The 17,914-nt window shown below is 68.3% G+C and carries 17 protein-coding genes and 1 tRNA gene; 8 read left to right on the top strand and 10 right to left on the bottom strand.

The window, feature by feature from the left end; genetic code table 11:
- Window positions 1-10: 10 nt before the first annotated feature.
- The 4 genes from ACIRR9_RS03655 to ACIRR9_RS03640 all read left to right on the top strand — a co-directional run bounded on the left by ACIRR9_RS03655 (window position 11) and on the right by ACIRR9_RS03640 (window position 6,314).
- Window positions 11-1,450, top strand: a complete 1,440-nt coding sequence (locus tag ACIRR9_RS03655) for an FtsW/RodA/SpoVE family cell cycle protein (RefSeq protein WP_365351131.1) — start codon at window positions 11-13, stop codon at window positions 1,448-1,450.
- Entirely contained in the window at window positions 1,447-2,931 is a 1,485-nt protein-coding gene (locus ACIRR9_RS03650; protein WP_403747142.1) for a peptidoglycan D,D-transpeptidase FtsI family protein, read from the top strand. The genes ACIRR9_RS03655 and ACIRR9_RS03650 overlap by 4 nt, the downstream gene beginning before the upstream one ends.
- Window positions 2,932-3,100: 169 nt before the next feature.
- Window positions 3,101-5,083: a Stk1 family PASTA domain-containing Ser/Thr kinase gene (gene pknB / locus ACIRR9_RS03645; protein ID WP_403747139.1), complete on the top strand. Its 1,983-nt coding sequence runs from the start codon at window positions 3,101-3,103 to the stop codon at window positions 5,081-5,083.
- A gap of 247 nt (window positions 5,084-5,330) precedes the next feature.
- The gene (locus tag ACIRR9_RS03640; RefSeq protein ID WP_403747136.1) at window positions 5,331-6,314 is read left to right on the top strand and encodes a restriction endonuclease; all 984 of its coding nucleotides are present in this window, start codon (window positions 5,331-5,333) and stop codon (window positions 6,312-6,314) included.
- A gap of 96 nt (window positions 6,315-6,410) precedes the next feature.
- On the opposite strand, the gene ACIRR9_RS03635 is transcribed toward ACIRR9_RS03640, so the two are convergent.
- From ACIRR9_RS03635 to ACIRR9_RS03610, 6 genes are all read right to left on the bottom strand, one after another.
- Complete coding sequence (locus tag ACIRR9_RS03635) at window positions 6,411-7,163, bottom strand: class E sortase (RefSeq protein WP_403747133.1); 753 nt, start codon at window positions 7,161-7,163, stop codon at window positions 6,411-6,413.
- 19 nt (window positions 7,164-7,182) lie between these two features.
- Window positions 7,183-8,241 (bottom strand): class E sortase, encoded by a 1,059-nt coding sequence (locus ACIRR9_RS03630; protein WP_403747131.1) that lies wholly within the window; start codon window positions 8,239-8,241, stop codon window positions 7,183-7,185.
- Window positions 8,238-8,876, bottom strand: coding sequence for an aminodeoxychorismate/anthranilate synthase component II (locus ACIRR9_RS03625; protein WP_403747128.1), 639 nt, complete (start codon window positions 8,874-8,876; stop codon window positions 8,238-8,240). Before ACIRR9_RS03625 ends, ACIRR9_RS03630 begins: the two co-directional genes overlap by 4 nt.
- Window positions 8,873-9,034, bottom strand: a complete 162-nt coding sequence (locus ACIRR9_RS03620; RefSeq protein ID WP_123975693.1) for a hypothetical protein — start codon at window positions 9,032-9,034, stop codon at window positions 8,873-8,875. Before ACIRR9_RS03620 ends, ACIRR9_RS03625 begins: the two co-directional genes overlap by 4 nt.
- Window positions 9,035-9,095: 61 nt before the next feature.
- Window positions 9,096-9,776, bottom strand: a complete 681-nt coding sequence (locus ACIRR9_RS03615) for a class E sortase (RefSeq protein WP_403747126.1) — start codon at window positions 9,774-9,776, stop codon at window positions 9,096-9,098.
- Window positions 9,777-9,803: 27 nt separating this feature from the next.
- Window positions 9,804-10,592 carry a DUF881 domain-containing protein gene (locus tag ACIRR9_RS03610; protein ID WP_123975695.1) on the bottom strand — a complete coding sequence of 263 codons (789 nt, stop codon included), beginning with the start codon at window positions 10,590-10,592 and terminating at the stop codon, window positions 9,804-9,806.
- A 152-nt stretch (window positions 10,593-10,744) separates the two neighbouring features.
- Between ACIRR9_RS03610 and crgA the strand changes: the two genes are divergently transcribed.
- Complete coding sequence (gene crgA / locus ACIRR9_RS03605; protein ID WP_123975696.1) at window positions 10,745-10,999, top strand: cell division protein CrgA; 255 nt, start codon at window positions 10,745-10,747, stop codon at window positions 10,997-10,999.
- Between the two features lie 294 nt (window positions 11,000-11,293).
- Here the strand turns inward: crgA and ACIRR9_RS03600 are convergent, their stop codons facing one another.
- Both ACIRR9_RS03600 and ACIRR9_RS03595 read right to left on the bottom strand, forming a co-directional pair.
- Window positions 11,294-12,193 (bottom strand): rhomboid family intramembrane serine protease, encoded by a 900-nt coding sequence (locus tag ACIRR9_RS03600; protein ID WP_403747122.1) that lies wholly within the window; start codon window positions 12,191-12,193, stop codon window positions 11,294-11,296.
- Between the two features lie 104 nt (window positions 12,194-12,297).
- Complete coding sequence (locus tag ACIRR9_RS03595; protein ID WP_365351122.1) at window positions 12,298-12,831, bottom strand: peptidylprolyl isomerase; 534 nt, start codon at window positions 12,829-12,831, stop codon at window positions 12,298-12,300.
- A 290-nt stretch (window positions 12,832-13,121) separates the two neighbouring features.
- On the opposite strand from ACIRR9_RS03595, the gene ACIRR9_RS03590 reads away from it, so the two are divergent.
- Window positions 13,122-13,817 (top strand): DUF5324 family protein, encoded by a 696-nt coding sequence (locus ACIRR9_RS03590; protein ID WP_384560879.1) that lies wholly within the window; start codon window positions 13,122-13,124, stop codon window positions 13,815-13,817.
- Window positions 13,818-13,877: 60 nt separating this feature from the next.
- On the opposite strand, the gene ACIRR9_RS03585 is transcribed toward ACIRR9_RS03590, so the two are convergent.
- Window positions 13,878-13,950, bottom strand: a tRNA-Ala gene (locus ACIRR9_RS03585).
- Between the two features lie 142 nt (window positions 13,951-14,092).
- Here ACIRR9_RS03585 and ACIRR9_RS03580 point away from each other — a divergent pair.
- Together ACIRR9_RS03580 and ACIRR9_RS03575 are read left to right on the top strand one after the other, a co-directional pair.
- A complete protein-coding gene (locus ACIRR9_RS03580) occupies window positions 14,093-14,641 on the top strand; it encodes a DNA-binding protein (RefSeq protein WP_316771601.1) in 549 nt (182 codons plus the stop codon).
- 164 nt (window positions 14,642-14,805) lie between these two features.
- Window positions 14,806-16,584 carry a serine/threonine-protein kinase gene (locus ACIRR9_RS03575; RefSeq protein WP_403747119.1) on the top strand — a complete coding sequence of 593 codons (1,779 nt, stop codon included), beginning with the start codon at window positions 14,806-14,808 and terminating at the stop codon, window positions 16,582-16,584.
- Here the strand turns inward: ACIRR9_RS03575 and ACIRR9_RS03570 are convergent.
- The gene (locus ACIRR9_RS03570) at window positions 16,548-17,849 is read right to left on the bottom strand and encodes a hypothetical protein (protein WP_403747117.1); all 1,302 of its coding nucleotides are present in this window, start codon (window positions 17,847-17,849) and stop codon (window positions 16,548-16,550) included. The two genes, ACIRR9_RS03575 and ACIRR9_RS03570, sit on opposite strands and share 37 nt — an antisense overlap.
- Window positions 17,850-17,914 lie beyond the last annotated feature (65 nt).

The raw sequence follows: 17,914 nt of genomic DNA, 5'->3' as shown, positions 1-17,914 counted from the left end.
CCGTCACACGATGAGCAGTACTACCAACACGTCGACGAACCAGACGTCCACGATCGGCTCCATCGGCACACCGAGCCGCCGCAACACCGAGCTCGCGCTCCTGGTGTTCGCCGTCGCCATCCCGGTGTTCGCCTACGCCAACGTGGGCCTGGCCATCAACGACAAGGTCCCCGCGGGACTGCTGAGCTACGGACTGGGCCTCGGCCTCCTGGCCGGCGTCGCCCACCTCGCCGTCCGCAAGTTCGCCCCCTACGCGGACCCCCTGCTGCTGCCGCTGGCCACCCTGCTCAACGGCCTCGGCCTGGTCGTCATCTGGAGACTCGACCAGTCCAAGCTGCTGCAGACGATCAAACAGGCGGGCACCGCGGCACCACGGCAGCTGCTGTACACCGCGATGGGCATCGCGCTGTTCATCGTCGTGCTGATCTTCCTCAAGGACCACCGCGTCCTGCAGCGCTACACCTACATCTCCATGGTCGGCGCGCTCTTCCTGCTGCTGCTGCCGCTCGTACCGGGCCTCGGCCAGAACATCTACGGCGCCAAGATCTGGATCTCCGTCGCGGGCTTCTCCATCCAGCCCGGCGAGTTCGCCAAGATCGTCCTCGCGATCTTCTTCGCCGGCTACCTGATGGTCAAACGGGACGCCCTCGCACTCGCCAGCCGCCGCTTCATGGGCCTGTACCTGCCGCGCGGCCGCGACCTCGGACCGATCCTGGTCGTCTGGTTCATGTCGATCCTCATCCTGGTGTTCGAGACCGACCTCGGTACCTCGCTGCTGTTCTTCGGAATGTTCGTCATCATGCTGTACGTCGCCACCGAGCGGACCAGCTGGATCGTCTTCGGTCTGCTGATGGCCGCGGCCGGCGCGGTCGGCGTGGCCAGCTTCGAACCGCACGTCCAGCAGCGCGTCCAGGCCTGGCTCAGCCCGATGAACGAGTACAAGCTCTCCCAGAAGGGCGTCGCCGGCCACTCCGAGCAGGCGATGCAGGCCCTGTGGGCGTTCGGCTCCGGCGGCACCCTCGGCACCGGCCTCGGCCAGGGCCACTCCGAGCTCATCCGGTTCGCCGCCAACTCCGACTTCATCCTCGCCACCTTCGGCGAGGAGCTCGGCCTGGCCGGCATCATGGCGTTCCTGCTGCTCTACGGCCTGATCGTGGAGCGCGGCGTACGCACCGCCCTCGCCGCCCGCGACCCGTTCGGCAAGCTGCTCGCCATCGGCCTCTCCGGCGCCTTCGCCCTCCAGGTCTTCGTCGTCGCAGGCGGCGTCATGGGCCTCATCCCGCTCACCGGTATGACGATGCCGTTCGTGGCGTACGGCGGTTCCTCCGTCATCGCCAACTGGGCACTGATCGGCATCCTCATCCGCATCAGCGACACCGCCCGCCGCCCGGCCCCGGCCCCCGCAGCCAACCCCGACGCCGAGATGACCCAGGTGGTCCGCCCGTCATGAACAAGCCCCTACGCCGGATCGCGATCTTCTGCGGCCTCCTGGTCCTCACCCTGCTGCTGCGCGACAACTGGCTCCAGTACGTCAAGGCCGACAGCCTCCGCGAGGACACGGCCAACCGCCGCGTCACGATCGCCCGCTACTCCACACCGCGCGGCGACATCATCGTCGACGGCAGCCCCATCACCGGCTCCACCGCGTCGAGTTCCTCCGGGCTCAACGACCTGAAGTACAAGCGCACGTACAAGAACGGTCCCATGTGGGCCCCGGTCACCGGCTTCGCCTCCCAGGCCTTCGGCGCCACCCAGCTGGAGAACCTGGAAGACGGCATCCTCACCGGCAACGACGACCGGCTCTTCTTCCGCAACACCCTCGACATGATCACGGGCAAGCAGAAGTCGGGCGGCAACGTCGTCACCACGCTCAACGCGGCCGCCCAGAAGGCCGCGTACAACGGCCTGAAGTCCCAGGGCGGCAAGGGCGCGGTCGTCGCCCTGGACCCCTCCACGGGCAAGATCCTGGCCCTCGCCTCCTACCCGTCGTACGACCCCTCGGCCTTCGCCGGCACCTCGGACACCGACGCCACGGCCTGGAAGAAGCTGCAGAAGACGTACAACCCGAACGACCCGATGCTGAACCGGGCGCTGCGCGAGACCTACCCGCCGGGCTCCACCTTCAAGGTGGTCACCGCCTCGGCCGCGCTGGAGAACGGGCTGTACAACTCGGCCGACCAGGCCACCAACTCGCCACTTCCGTACGTCATGCCCGGCACCACCACCGAGCTGAAGAACGAGGGCAACATCCCCTGCAAGAACGCGACCATGCGGATCGCGCTGCAGTACTCCTGCAACACCGTCTTCGGCAAGATCGGCGCCGACCTCGGCAACGCCAAGATGCTCGCCGAGGCCAAGAAGTTCGGCTTCGACGCCCAGCAGTTCACCCCGGTCCGCTCCAGCGCCTCGGTCTTCTCCAACGACATGAACCAGTCGCAGACCGCGCTGTCCTCGATCGGCCAGTACAACACCGCCGCGACCCCGCTGCAGATGGCCATGGTCGCCTCCGCGGTCGCCAACGACGGCAAGCTGATGAAGCCGTACATGATCGACAAGCTCCAGTCGCCGGGCCTCGACACCATCTCGCAGACCGACCCCCAGGAACTGAGCCAGCCGCTGACCTCGTCCAACGCCCAGATCCTCCAGTCCATGATGGAGACGGTCGTCAAGGACGGCACCGGCAAGAACGCGCAGATCAACGGCGTCACCGTCGGCGGCAAGACCGGCACCGCCCAGCACGGTGTGGAGAACAGCGAGAACCCGTACGCCTGGTTCATCTCCTACGCCAAGCTCCCCGACGGCAGCAAGCCGGTCGCTGTCGCCGTGGTGATCGAGGACGACCAGGCCAACCGTGACGACATCTCCGGCGGCGGCCTCGCGGCCCCGATCGCGAAGAGCGTGATGGAGGCGGTCATCAACTCCAAGAAGTGACCCCGCTCACGTTCCCTTCACATCGGTGCACGTTGCGATACCGGTCCTGTATCGGGTTACGGGCTTGGCCAGGTCACACGAACACAGCCGGGTACGGTAGGCCCGGACGGCAGCCTCCGACCGCACACCCGTGCCGGTCGGGACCCACGGAGAGGGCTGGTAGGTAGCTATGGAAGAGCCGCGTCGCCTCGGCGGCCGGTACGAGCTGGGCCACGTGCTCGGCCGTGGTGGCATGGCGGAGGTCTACCTCGCGCATGACACCCGGCTCGGCCGCGCGGTGGCGGTGAAGACGCTGCGCGTGGACCTCGCGCGTGATCCTTCCTTCCAGGCCCGGTTCCGCCGGGAGGCCCAGTCTGCCGCCTCGCTCAACCATCCCGCGATCGTCGCGGTCTACGACACGGGCGAGGACTACATCGACGGGGTCTCGATCCCGTACATCGTCATGGAGTACGTGGAGGGCTCGACACTGCGCGAGCTGCTCCACTCCGGACGCAAACTCCTGCCCGAGCGTGCGATGGAAATGACCATCGGCATCCTCCAGGGCCTGGAGTACGCGCACCGCAGCGGCATCGTCCACCGGGACATCAAGCCGGCGAACGTCATGCTGACGCGCAACGGCCAGGTCAAGGTGATGGACTTCGGCATCGCCCGCGCCATGGGCGACTCCGGCATGACCATGACCCAGACAGCCGCGGTCATCGGCACCGCCCAGTACCTGTCTCCCGAGCAGGCCAAGGGCGAGCAGGTCGACGCCCGCTCGGACCTCTACTCGACAGGCTGCCTGCTCTACGAGCTGTTGACGGTACGCCCGCCGTTCGTGGGCGACAGCCCGGTGGCGGTGGCCTACCAGCACGTACGGGAGGAACCGCAGCCCCCGTCGGTCTTCGACCCCGAGATCACCCCGGAGATGGACGCGATCGTCCTCCGGGCCCTGGTCAAGGACCCGAACTACCGCTACCAGTCGGCCGACGAGATGCGCGCCGACATCGAGGCCTGCCTGGACGGCCAGCCGGTCGCCGCCACCGCGGCGATGGGCTCCGTGGGCTACGGCGGCTACCCGGACGACCAGGCGACCACCGCACTGCGCGCGGACGCCGGCGCGACCACCATGCTCCCGCCCATGAACCCGGACGACGGCGGCTACGGCTACGACGACCGCCCGGACCGCCGCCGCCAGCAGAAGAAGAGCAACACCTCCACGATCCTGCTCGTGGTCGCCGGCATCCTGGTGCTGGTCGGCTCCGTCCTGATCGGAAAATGGGTGGTCAGCGGAAACGGCGCGGACAAACCCTTCGCCGCCCCGAACTTCGTGGGCTCCACGTACACGGACGCACAGAAGATGGCCGTGAATTCGGGCCTGAAGCTGGGCACACCGACCAGGAAACCCTGCGAGAACGCACCGAAGGGCAGCGTCTGCTCCCAGGACCCGACGGAGGGCTCGAACGTCAAGAAGGGCGACACGATCAACCTGGTGGTGTCGACGGGGGCGCCGAAGGTCTCCGTCCCCAGCGTGATCGGCCTGAGCCTCAGCGACGCGCAGTCGAAGCTGCAGGGCGACGACTACAAGTTCGTGGTCAAGACGCAGGCCCGTACCTCCACCGAGGACCCGAACACCGTCCTGGACCAGAACCCCATCGGGGGCAAGGAAGTCCAGAAGGGCTCCACGATCACCCTCACCATCGCCAAGGCCGAGGAGAAGTCCACGGTCCCCGACGTCACCGGCCAGACCTGTGACCAGGCCAAGGCACAGATGACGGCCAACAACCTGACCGGCAACTGCACCAACGTGGACACCAACGACTCCAGCCTGATCGGCAAGGTCGTCTCGACCGACCCCCAGGCCAACAGTCAGGTCACGAAGAACTCCACGGTGAACATCCAGATCGGGCAGGCCCCGGCGAACCAACAGGTCCAGATTCCACAGGACATTTCGGGCAAGACCTTGAAGGACGCCCGGAACGAGCTCCAGAGCCTCGGCCTCCAGGTCAACGTCCAGGGTTCTCAGGACGACAACGCCACCGTCGTCACCTCGTCGCCCTCCCCGGGCAGCACCGCCAACAAGGGCGACACGATCACCCTGTTCGCCACCGCCCAGAACAACAACGGCGGCAACAACGGCGGTACCAACATCTTCGGCGGTACCAGCGGCTGACGCCCCGATCACGACAGCGGAGCCCCGGCATCCTTCTTCCAGAAGGGCGCCGGGGCTCCGCTTTGCTCGGGCTCACCAAACCCGCACATAAGTTCCTTCATCGATCGTGCCCTCGTACGCCACACCTCGTTGACCGGATGGGGTGGGGAATCTGTTCGCCGCCCCGGCCATGCGGCCACGACGAACAAGGGGGCAGAACATGATCGACCAAACAGCCCTGCTGGAGTCCCAAGCTCTGCGCAGCAGCGTGCTGGACCGCACCGACGTGCTCGACAAGGTGAAGGCACTGTCACTGCTGCCGGACGGGATGCATGTGACGACGGCGATGGTGGCGGCGTACTTCGAGGTGAGCCGCAAGGCCATCGAGTCACTGGTACTCGATCACCGCGAAGAGCTGGTGGCCAACGGCTACCGCGTTTTGGCAGGTACAGAACTGACCTCCTTCAAGGAGGTCAGTGGGTTTCAGTCACGGTCCCGATCCCTTGCACTGTACCCACGCCGAGCCGTCCTCAACGTCGCCATGCTCCTCCGCGACAGCGAAGTCGCACGTCAGGTACGCGTGTATCTCCTGGACATGGAGTACCTGGCCCGGACGCAGCCTGTGGAAAACCCGACCCCGACAGACCTCGGGGACCTCGACGACCGCATCGACCAGCGCATCACACACATCCTCGGCAAGACCGTCGTCCCGATGTTCAACGCCCTGATCGAGACATCGGGCGACCACCGCAAGGAGCTGATCGCCCTGCGGGCAGGAGTCCAGCGCATCGAGCGGCGGCTCCACCAGCACCACGCACGGCTGAAGAGGCTAGAAGGGATCCGGGACGATCGCCCCGCCATCGGAGTCATGGCCGCCATGGACGCCATGAACGGCCGCACCTTCGAGCGTCACATCGCCAAGCTGCTGATCCGCGACGGTTGCACCAACGTCGTCGTACAGGGCGGTCACGGCGACCGGGGCGTCGACATCATCGGACTCACGGCCGACGGGCGACGCCTCGTCGTCCAGTGCAAGAGGTTCGCGCCCTGTCTCAACATCACCAGCCCCGACGTCCAGAAGTTCATCGGGGCCGCAAAGGTCCTGTACAGCGCGGACGTGGCGCTCTACGTGGCAACGTGCCCCTTCACAGCGGCAGCCCTGGACATCGCCGCCGAAGCCGGGATCATCTCCGTACACCGTGGGAAGCTTGAGGACTGGAGCGCCGGGGAACCGCTGAAGGTTCTGGAGTAGGCGGGATGTGACACGCAAAGGCCCGAAGCCGCAAGACAAAGTTGCGGCTTCGGGCCTCCGCCATGCTAGACGACAGAGGTCCTCGAAGGACCTCTGTCAGTCGCGCAGCTCCTTCGGCAGCGTCCGCTTGCTGTCCACCTTCTCCACCCGCACCAGCTCGCCCCACACCACGTACCGGTACCGGCTCGTGTACACCGGTGTGCACGTCGTCAGGGTGATGTAGTGGCCCGGCTTGGTCCTGCCGGACTCCTTGGGGATCTGGGTGAGGACCTTGACGTTGTACTTCGAGGTCTCCGGGAGGATGTCGTAGACCTTGTAGACGTACCAGTCGTCCCGCGTCTCGAAGACGACCGGGTCGCCGACCTTCACCTTGTCGATGTTGTGGAACTTCGCGCCGTGACCGTCCCGGTGCGCCGCGAGGGTGAAGTTGCCGGTCTTGCCCGTCGTCGGGAGCGCGGCCTTGACCGGATCCGTGTAGTAGCCGGCCACACCGTCGTTGAGGACATCCGTCGACGTGCCCTTCTCGACCAGGACCTCGCCGTTCTTCATCGACGGCACATGCAGGAAGCCGATGCCGTCCTTCGTGTCCAGCGCCCCCGGACCGGTGTCCGGCTGGGCCCAGGTGTCACGGACCTTGTCACCCTCCCGGTCCGCCTTGCGGTCGGCTATGACGTTCGTCCACCAAAGGGAGTAGACGACGAACAGCCCGAGCACCAGGCCCGCCGTGATGAGGAGTTCACCCAGGACGCTGACCGCCATCGCGATCCGGCCGATCGGCCGACGGCCCGGGACGGGTACCGCGTCCGGCGCGTCGGTCTGCTCTTCGGTGTCGTCGGCGGTCGCTGCCACTGTTCCTCTGCCTCTGCCCTTACTCGACGAGCGCGTCCGGCTTGCCCTTGCTGCGCGGGCGTTCCTCGACCATCTTGCCCCACACGATCAACCGGTACTTGCTGGTGAACTCCGGTGTGCAGGTGGTGAGTGTGATGTAGCGGCCCGCCTTGGTGAAACCCGAACCCTTCGGAATCGGGTCCAGCACACTCACGTTGCCCGGTGACGTCACCGGCAGCATCGACGTCACCTTGTACACGAAGTACTCGTCCTGCGTCTCGACGACGACCGCGTCACCGGCCACCAGTCTGTTGATGTACCGGAACGGCTCGCCGTGCGTGTTGCGGTGCGCGGCCAGCCCGAAGTTGCCGGTCTTGTCCTGAGGCATCGCGGTCTTCAGCGCACCCTCGCCGTAGTGACCGACCATGCCCTTGTCGAGCACCTTCTTGTTGCTGACGCCCTCGGCGATCGGCGCCACCACGTCCAGCTTGGGGATGTGCAGGATGGCGAAACCCTGCCCCGGCGCGAAGACACCGGGCGAACGCTTGCCGCTCGCCCAGTCCTGCTGCAGGGTGCTCGCCTCACTGCCCGCCTGGGCATGGGCACGGACGTTCGTCCACCACAGCTGATAGGTGACGAACAGCAGCATCAGCACACCGGTGGTGATGAACACCTCGCCTATCGCCCGGCTCGCCACGACGGCCGGGCTGGGCTTGCGCAGCCGCTCCCGGCGACGCGCCTCGACCCGGGACAGCGGACGTCCCGAGGCGCTGTTCCCGCTCGGCTGTGCCTCCGCCGCCTCCGATACGCCACCGTGCCGCCCGCCACGCCGCCTGGCTGCCTTTCTGCGGGCCGCTCGGCCGCCCTCTGGTGTCCCAGGGGCAGAAGAGGCTGCCGTGCCCGCAGACGCCGACATGGGCGGCGGATCGGGGATCCGCAGGGCGACGGTCTCCTCGTCGATCGGCGGGAGATAGGCCGCCGCCGGCTCCTCGGCCGCGACCGGAGGCAGATACGCCGTCTCCCCGAGCGCGCTCGACGCCCCGTACGGCTGAGTCCCGTACGAGGTATCGGTCTCGCGCTCGGGGCGCAGCGCGGTCACGCCGTGGCCCTGCCCACCACCGGGGCGAGCCCCGCCGACCTCGCCACGGCCTCCTGGTCGCCGCACTCCACCAGCCAGTTGGCCAGCATCCGGTGCCCGTGCTCGGTCAGCACCGACTCGGGGTGGAACTGCACCCCCTCCACCGGGAGTTCACGGTGCCGCAGCCCCATGATGATCCCGTCGTGGGTGCGGGCGGTCACCTCCAGCTCGGCCGGAACCGTGTCCGGCTCGGCCGCGAGCGAGTGGTAGCGGGTCGCGGTGAACGGGGTCGGCAGGCCGGCGAAGACCCCCTTGCCCTCATGCTCCACCAGCGAGGTCTTGCCGTGCAGCAGCTCCGGCGCCCGGTCCACCACACCGCCGTACGCCACCTGCATCGACTGCATGCCGAGGCACACCCCGAAAACGGGCACACCGGTCTCGGCACAGTGCCTGACCATCTCCACACACACCCCGGCCTCCTCCGGCGTACCGGGGCCCGGCGACAGCAGCACACCGTCGAAACCGTCCTGGGCATGCGCCGTCGACACCTCGTCGTTGCGCAGCACCTCGCACTCGGCGCCCAGCTGGTACAGGTACTGGACCAGGTTGAAGACGAAGCTGTCGTAGTTGTCGACGACGAGAATCCGCGCGCTCACTGGTTGTCCACCGTCACATCGTTGAAGGGCAGCAGCGGTTCGGCCCAGGGGAAGACGTACTGGAAGAGGACGTAGACCACGGCCAGGACGAGCACGAGTGAGATCAGCGACTTCACCCATACGTTCCCCGGCAGATGCCGCCAGATGTAGCCGTACATGCCGTCCCTGCCGTCCCTTCCGTTCCGTCACGGCACCAGAATCCCGCCGTACTGCACCAGACTAACGGCGCAGCGCCGCGGGTTTGCCTGCCTCCACAGGCTGTGTGGAGTCCAGATGGGCCCAGACGATCAGCCGATGACTGTGCCCCCATTCCGGATCACACGTGGTCAGCGTGAGATAGCGCCCCGGACGCGTATACCCCGACTTACGTGGCACAGGGTCGATCACTTCAACGTCCGTCGGAACTGTTTTGTAAGGGCCTTTGTCGATCCGATACGTGAACCAGGTGGTCCCGTCCGTCAGCACGATCGCATCGCCCTTGCGCAGCTCCGGGAAGTCCAGGAACGGGTCGCCGTACGTGCGGCGATGGCCGGCGACCGCGAAGTTGCCCTCCTGGCCGAGCCGCGCGGTCCGGGCGTAGTGGGCCAGGCCCTTCTTCAGCACATCGGTCCCCGTGCCCTCCAGGACCGGCTTGTTCCACGTGAAACCGAACCGCGGGATGTACATGATCGCGAAAGGCCTGCCGTAGTGGTAGGCCGCGGGAGCGGCGGGAGTGGACGCCCTGGCCGTCGGGTGCAGCGTGGCGTCGGCCGACCACTGCCTCTGTAACCGGTCGATCTGTTCGTGCATCACGCTGTCGGCCTTCACCCCGGTCCAGAACAGCACATAGACCACGAAGAGGACGATGAGCGTGCCGACGGTGATGCAGAGCTCGCTCACGGTCCTGACGATCACGCGCACCGGCGGCTCCAGAAGGTGACGAGCTGCTTACTCCACGGGCTTCGCGTAGTGCAGATCCACTGTGCCCGAGTAACCCGGCAGAGTCACCGTCCCGTCCTCGGTGACTTTCCAGCCGAGGCCGTAGACGTTCACGTACACCATGTAGTTCTGGATCGCCTCGGAGTCCGCGAGCCCCTGCTGCATCTTCGCCGGGTCCCCGACCGCCTGGATCTTGTACGGCGGTGAATAGACCCGGCCCTGGAGAATCAGCGTGTTGCCGACGCAGCGCACCGCACTGGTGGAGATCAGCCGCTGGTCCATGACCTTGATGCCCTGGGCGCCGCTCTTCCACAGGGCGTTCACCACGGCCTGCAGGTCCTGCTGGTGGATGACCAGATAGTCGGGCTGCGGCTCGGGATAGCCGGGCAGCTTGGCCGTCGCGTTCGGCGGAGCGTCGTTCAGCGTGACGGTGATCGCCTTGCCGCTGAGCTTCCGGGTGCCCGCGTCCTTCTCCAGCCCCGTGAGCTTGTCGTCCTGGGCCCTGGTGGAACCGTCGTCGCGTTCGGCGAGCTTCTCGTTCTGGTCGCGCGAACTCGCGTTGGCCTCGTCCAGCTCCTTGTTCTTGCGGCTGCGTTCCTGGATCAGGTCGGACAGCTTCAGCAGATTGTCGTCCGAGCGGATGTCGGTGCCCTTGGCCGTGTTGAAGCTGGTGAAGAAGAGAAGGCCGGCGAGGGCGAAGACTCCGACGGTAAGAACCCGCACCGGACGGAAGCCACCCTTACGGGCCGGGTCGGAACCCGTTGATCCGGTCGCGTTGGAGTCGGCAGAATTGCTCAACGTACCCTTATCTCCTTCGGCGCCGTAGAAGCACTACGCTAACGGACGCCCGGGGGAGCGCTCAGTGCGCCCTTACTGTCCCCTTGTACGCTGCCCCGAGCCCGACCCAGTTACCTGCGCGGCCACGCAGCGCATCGACAGGAGAGACCCTCGTGCCGAAGTCACGTATCCGCAAGAAGGCCGACTACACGCCGCCCCCGGCGAAGCAGACGACCGCCATCAAGTTGAACAACCGGGCCTGGGTCGCGCCGGTGATGCTGGCCATGTTCCTCATCGGGCTGGCCTGGATCGTCGTCTTCTATGTGACCGACGGCTCGCTGCCCATCGACAGCCTCGACAACTGGAACATCGTCGTGGGCTTCGGCTTCATCGCCGCCGGCTTCGGTGTCTCCACGCAGTGGAAGTAGCTCGGCGGTAGCTCTACCCAGGGCTGTTCACTGAGTTATCCACAGGCCTGACCTGCTATCCACACCCTCCTGGGGAAAAGACGACGATCTGTGGATAACCCATCAGGCGTTGACACCGATACGACTACCACAACACCGCTCGCTTGACTGTTCGCCCCCTCCCTCACCTGCAGAAACGCAGATGAGGGACAGGGGGCACAGTTGTGCGCACACGTTGTGTATAAGATCGTCACCGTCTGTGGACAACGGTTCGGTATCGGTGCGGTGAGCCGCGGTGAGCCGCCGTGAACAGGCTCAGGTGAGCTGCGCGGTCCTGATGACCGTGATGACGACGGCCAGCACCAGGACCAGCGCGCCGGTGCCGTACTGGATGAGGTTCCGCCGCTCGCGCGGGGCGTGCACCATCGCGTAGCCGGTGACGACACCGGCGACCAGGCCGCCGATGTGGGCCTGCCAGGCGATACCGCCGCTGAAGGTGAAGATGAGGTTGATCACCAACAGGGCGATGATCGGCCGCATGTCGTAGTTGAGCCGGCGGATGAGCACCGCGGTCGCGCCGAAGAGGCCGAAGATCGCGCCGGAGGCGCCGAGCGAGGGCTGGTTCTGGGCGGCGAGCAGATAGGTGAGGGCGCTGCCGGCCAGGCCGGAGACGAAGTAGAGCGTGATGTAGCGGGCGCGGCCGAGGGCGGCTTCCAGGGGGCCGCCGATCCACCACAGGCTGAGCATGTTGAACGCGATGTGCATGGGGTTGCCGGGATCGTGCAGGAACATCGAGGTCAGCATGCGGTAGTACTGGCCCTGCGCCACTCCTTCGAGCGGGCTGAACTGGGAGTACTGGGCCTGGCCGATCATCTCGAAGTGGTTGGTGAAGCTGTTCCCGACCGAGACCTGGATCAGGAAGACGGCGATGTTGATGCCGATCAGGATCTTGGTGACCAGCCGCGGGTCCATGGTGACCGTGCCGCCGGCGATGGTGCGCGGGCGGGAGGCGGCCGGGGGCGGGCCGCTGTGGCCGGCGGTGGTGCCGCGCACGCACTCGGGGCACTGGAAGCCCACGGAGGCGCTGACCATGCACTCGGGGCAGATGGGGCGCTCGCAGCGGGTGCAGCGCACGCCGGTCTCCCGGTCCGGGTGCCGGTAGCACTTGGGCAGGCTGTGTGCGTCGCGGGCGCTGCCTGCCGCCTGGTCCTCCATGGGGTCCCCTCGCTCGTCGTGGGCACCATTCTGCCCCGCACATCCTTACGGACGAGCGGGGCGTTTGGTTCCCTTCGGACGCTCTCCCCGGATTCGGGGCCAGGTCAGCTGTCGCGCTTCTCGACGGCGACCGTTTTGATCACGACGTTGTTCTCGGGCCGCTTGTTCGGTCCGCTGACGGCGACGGCGGCGATCTTGTCCACGACCTTCTGGCTGTCCGGGTCGACGACCTCGCCGAAGATGGTGTGCTTGCGGTTGAGGTGGGGGGCGGGGTTGACCGTGATGAAGAACTGCGAGCCGTTGGTGCGGGGGCCGGCGTTGGCCATGGCGAGCAGGTAGGGCCGGTCGAAGCGCAGGTCGGGGTGGAACTCGTCCTCGAACTTGTAGCCGGGGCCGCCGATGCCGGTGCCGAGGGGGTCGCCGCCCTGGATCATGAAGCCGCTGATCACCCGGTGGAAGACCGTGCCGTCGTAGAGCGGGTCGGTGGAGACCGTGCCGGTGGCCGGGTGGGTCCACTCTCGCTCGCCCTGCGCCAGTTCGACGAAGTTCTTGACCGTCTTCGGCGCGTGGTTCGGGAAGAGCCGGACCACGATGTCGCCGAGGCTGGTCTTCAGGGTGGCGTAGAGCTGCTCGGCCACGGTCCACCTTCCGTTGTGCTCGGGTTCAGTGCCCAGATCCTCGCACGGTACGGCGGGTCCGTCGCCCGTCGTGGGTCTGTGGACGTGGATCCTCACGAATCACTTGCCGAACCCCTTCTGTCATGCGGGGGCGCGCGGGGCCGATCCGTGGCATTGTCGTCGACAAGCCCCTCTTAGCTCTGGTTGCACCCGTATGCCCGCCCTCGCGCGCCGCTCGGCCCGTTGGCAGGCATGATCCATAAAAGGGTGGAAAGTCGAATTACCGTACGCCACCGAGGAGGAGGAAACCCGTGACCCGCAACGACAGCGTGCGCGCCGCGACCAGCTCGGCGAAGGACAGCGTGCGCCACGCCGCGGAAGTGGTGGCGCCCTACGCCGACACGGCCAAGGAGCGTGCCGCGTACTACGCGCAGGAGGCACGCGTACGGCTCGCGCCCGTGGTGTCGCAGGCCGCTGAACAGGCCCGCGTCCAGTACGACGCCCGTCTCGTGCCGCGCCTGGAACTGGCTCGGGCGCATGTGCCGCCGAAGGTGGACCAGGCCGCGCACGATGCCGCCGATCTGACCCGTAAGGCGGCCCGGCAGGCCGCCGACTACTCGCGTCCGAGGATCGAGCAGGCGGTGGCGGCGGCCGGGCCGGTCCGTGACGAGGCCGCGACGCGGGGTGCCGCGGCGCTGGCCGCGCTGCGGGGCAATGTCTCGGCCGAGGACATCCAGAAGCTGGCTCGCCGGAACCAGCGGCGTTCGGCGTGCGGGCGTGTGTTCAAGGCGTTCGTGGTGGCCGGTGTGCTGGCCGGGGCCGGCGTCGCCGCCTGGAAGTGGTGGGACAAGCAGGCCAACCCTGACTGGCTGGTCGAGCCGCCTGCGGCGACGGAGGTGCCAGAGTCGGGCCGCCTCGGTTCGGTGGACGGCAGTTCGCCGCTCGATCCCGAGGTTCAGGCCAAGGAGGCCGAGGAGCGGGCGAACCGGGACGGCAAGAAGCACTGACCCACGACCCAAAAAAAAGAACCCCTCTGACCGCATACGTGCTGGTCAGAGGGGTTTTTGTGGAGCCTAGGGGAGTCGAACCCCTGACATCTGCCATGCAAAGACAGCGCTCTACCAACTGAGCTAAGGCCCCGGCGCAGACCAGAGTACCGGGTCACCCCCCGTACCTCGCAAAAAGATTGGGGGTCCCCGCGGATGACCACGCTCCGTAAGATGCTCGACGAGGTTCGCTGTAGCGAACCGTGGATTTTTTGGGGAAGCGATGGGGAGACGCAATGGACGCCGCACAGCAGGAAGCCACCGCCAGAGCGCGGGAGCTGCAGCGGAACTGGTACGGGGAGCCGTTGGGGGCGCTCTTCCGTAAGCTCATCGACGATCTGGGGCTCAACCAGGCTCGTCTGGCGGCGGTCCTCGGACTGTCCGCGCCCATGTTGTCGCAGCTGATGAGCGGCCAGCGGGCGAAGATCGGCAACCCGGCCGTGGTCCAGCGGGTGCAGCAGCTCCAGGACCTGGCCGCACTGGTCGCGGACGGCAGCGTGAGCGCGGCCGAGGCGACGGAGCGCATGGACGAGATCAAGAAGTCCCAGGGGGGCTCGGTGCTCAGCAACACCACACAGACGACGAGCGGTTCGGGAGCGCCGACGGTCAAGCGGGTGGTCCGCGAGATCCAGTCGCTGCTGCGTTCGGTGGCCGCGGCGGGCGACATCATCGACGCGGCCGACACCCTGGCCCCGTCCCATCCGGAGCTCGCGGAGTTCCTCCGGGTGTACGGCGCCGGCCGCACCTCGGACGCGGTCACGCACTACCAGTCGCACCAGAGCTGAGCCGCGGCCCGGTACACCGGAGGGGGTCCGGTGAACCGGGCGGGGCCACGCTCCTGGCGAGGGGGTCGCGCGAGAGGGGTCGTATCTCTCATCCGGGGGAAGCAAGGGGGGTAACAGGCAAGGGGAGTGGCAGGGGGCTTCGAGGGGGAGGGCTGCGGGCAGTCATGGGTGAGGTCTTCGCGGGCCGGTACGAACTGGCCGACCCGATCGGTCATGGCGGGGTGGGTGCCGTCTGGCGCGCCTGGGACCACCGGCGGAAACGCTATGTGGCGGCCAAGGTGCTCCAGCAGAGCGACGCCCACGCGCTGCTGCGCTTCGTGCGGGAGCAGGCGCTGCGCATCGATCACCCTCATGTCCTCGCTCCGGCCAGCTGGGCCGCCGACGACGACAAGGTCCTGTTCACGATGGACCTGGTCGCCGGCGGCTCGCTGGTCCATCTCGTCGGGGACTACGGCCCGCTTCCCCCTGCGTTCGTCTGCACGCTTCTCGACCAGCTGCTCTCCGGTCTCGCCGCCGTGCACGCGGAGGGCGTGGTCCACCGGGACATCAAGCCGGCCAACATCCTGCTGGAGGCGTCCGGTACCGCCCGTCCCCGGCTGCGCCTGTCCGACTTCGGTATCGCCATGCGGTTCGGCGAGGCCCGGCTGACCGAGACCAACCTCGTGGTGGGTACGCCGGGTTACATCGCCCCCGAGCAACTCCTCGGTGCCGAGCCCGACTTCGCGGCCGACCTGTATGCCGTCGGGCTGGTCGCGCTCTACCTCCTGGAAGGTGCCAAGCCTGACGCCAAGGCGCTCGTCCAGTACTTCGCCGAGCACGGCACCCCGGGAGCTCCCAAGGGTGTCCCGGAACCTCTCTGGCAGGTCGTCGCCACGCTCGTCCAGCCGGACCCGCAGTCCCGCTTCCGCACGGCCACGGGAGCCCGCAAGGCCCTCGCCCAGGCCAGGGAGCTCCTTCCCGAGCCGGACATCGACGACGAGACGATCGAGATCTTCGACCAACTGGGGCCGTTACCGCCGGGGTTCGAACCGGAGGGGCCGGTGCGGGTCGCGTCGGGGGTCGATACGGCGAGAGTGACGCCGGGAGACTCCGGCACGACGGCAACGGCGGGTACGGGTCCACCGACTGCGGCGGCAGCGCGCCAGGCGGGAGCGCAGGCAGCAGGAGCGGCGGACGCGCGGGCAGAAGTACCGGGCGCGGGCGGGCAGGCGGTGGCGCCGGGAACGGCGACAGGGGCGACAGGGGCGGCAAGGGCGGCAGGCGGCTCGGGGATGCCCGGGGGCCCGGCCGCGGCGGCGGAGACGGGTTCGGGTCCGGCCGCGGCCGAGGGGCCGGAACCGGGTTCGGGCACGGCGGCCGGGGCCGGTTCCGGTTCCGGTACGACGACGGGTGCGGCCGCCGCCTCGGTGTCGTCCCCGGCCTCGGCCTGGCCAGGGCACACGGACGCTCCCCCGTCCACCGGCACCGACCGCGCCGGATCCCCCTCGTCCCCTGTCTCCATGTCCGACACCGGCAGCTTTCGGCTCCCCCCGCCCCAGACGCCGGCACCCGCCACGCCGTACGCGGAGCAACCCGGGCCGACACCGCCGTATCCGCCGTACGCCCAGCAACACCCGCAACCACTGCCACACCCGCAGCCCCAACCCCAACCCCAGCAAGCCACCCCCACCCCGCAGCCGCAGACCCCCTGGCCCCCCGCGCAGCCCCTCCCCCCTGTTCAGGAAGCCCGGCCGGACGCCGACACCACCACGACCGCCACCTACACCGCACGCGACCCTCAGAGCCCGCAGGCCGCGCAGAGCCCGTTGTCGGCGGTCCGTACCCACGGCCGGCGTCGGCGGCGGGCGCGTCGGCCGGGGCCTCCCGCGAAGGCGGCCGTGCCGATCCTTCTCCTCGCGCTGGCCTGTTACGCGGTGGGTTTCTGGGCGTTGACCCGGATCTGAGAGCGCCGGGCGGACAGGGTCCACGCGCCCAGGAACAGGAGCAGGGCCGTCCCCGCCCCGATCCCTCCCACGGCGAGCGCCCTCATCGCCGTGTTGTCGTCGGCGATCGTGGTCAGGACGCCGTCCTGGTCCGACGACGCGTCGAAGACGCCCTTCGGGACGGCCGGACCGGCGTAGTCCGGGCCGGAGTTCGGGGTGCCGTCGATGCGGACCCGGAGCGTCACGCCGTACGGCCCCTTCCCGAACGTGTCCGCGGTCTGCCCGGTGAGGTGGACGACGAGGTAGTAGGCGCCGGCGAAGCGGACGGAGTTCTCCGCGGTGGGGATGGCGTACCGGTTGGCGTAGGCCACGGGCGGCAGGGGTTGGAGGGAGGACGACTTCTGGGTGCCGTCGTAGCCGAGGGAGACGTCGTCGACGTAGCCGCGGACCGGGTTGTAGAGGGAGAGGTTGAGCGCGGCGCTGACATAGCCGTGGGGGTCGCCGCCGGTGCTGCCGAGGTCGACGGTGGCGTGCAGCTGCCGGCCCCAGTCGAGGGGGACCGCGTAGAAGAGGGTCTGGCCGGGGGTGATGTCGGTCTGCCAGACGCCCTGGCCCAGTGCGCGGGCGGTGTCGAAGCCGGCGCCCCCGGAACGGTGGCGGGGTTCCCCGGTGAGCGGCTCGGGGGACGCGGAGTTCCAGGTCTCGGGGGCGGTGGTGGCCGCGGCCGCGGCCAGGGCCGGTTCGGAGACGGGGGCGATCTCCAGGTCCCAGCTTCCGGGGGTCGTGGTCCGCGAGCCGGTCACGAGCCGCTGAACGGCCACGTAGTAGGTGCCCGCGTCCTGGCACAGCGCCTTGCCGGCGTCCCGCCGCCCCAGCGCCGTGATGGGCCGGGGGCTCAGCCCGGCACCGAAGCGGGCGCTGTCGTAGGCGCAGGGGACACCGTTGGCGTCCTCGACCGAGACGGCGATGCCGTCGCTCGCGGAGACGGTGGCGCCGGCCGGCGGGACGGCGGTGACGGGGACGTAGGCCGTGGTGGTGGCGGCGAGTTCGAGGCGGAAGTACCGCTCGCCCTTCTCCGGGAGGGAGCTGCGGTAGGTGGTGCCGGGCTCCAGCGGTGCGGCGTCCGCGGTGCCCCCCGCCGCGGTGACGGTGCGGGCGTCCGGGGCGAAGGCATAGCCGGTGCCGCTGTCCGCCGCAACCGGAGAGGCGGGCAGCAGCGCCGTCAGTGCGAGGGCGGCCGCCGCGCCGACGCCCCGCCATCCCGCCGTACGCCACCGCCGTATCACGCGCGCCCCCAGCCGTAGCTCGCCAGCCGCCGAAGTCCCGGACCGGCCCCATACTGCCCCGCGCG

The organism is Streptomyces sp. NPDC101234, assembly GCF_044767525.1.
GTDB classification, from domain to species: domain Bacteria; phylum Actinomycetota; class Actinomycetes; order Streptomycetales; family Streptomycetaceae; genus Streptomyces; species Streptomyces sasae.
This window is presented reverse-complemented; position numbering and strand designations above follow the sequence as displayed.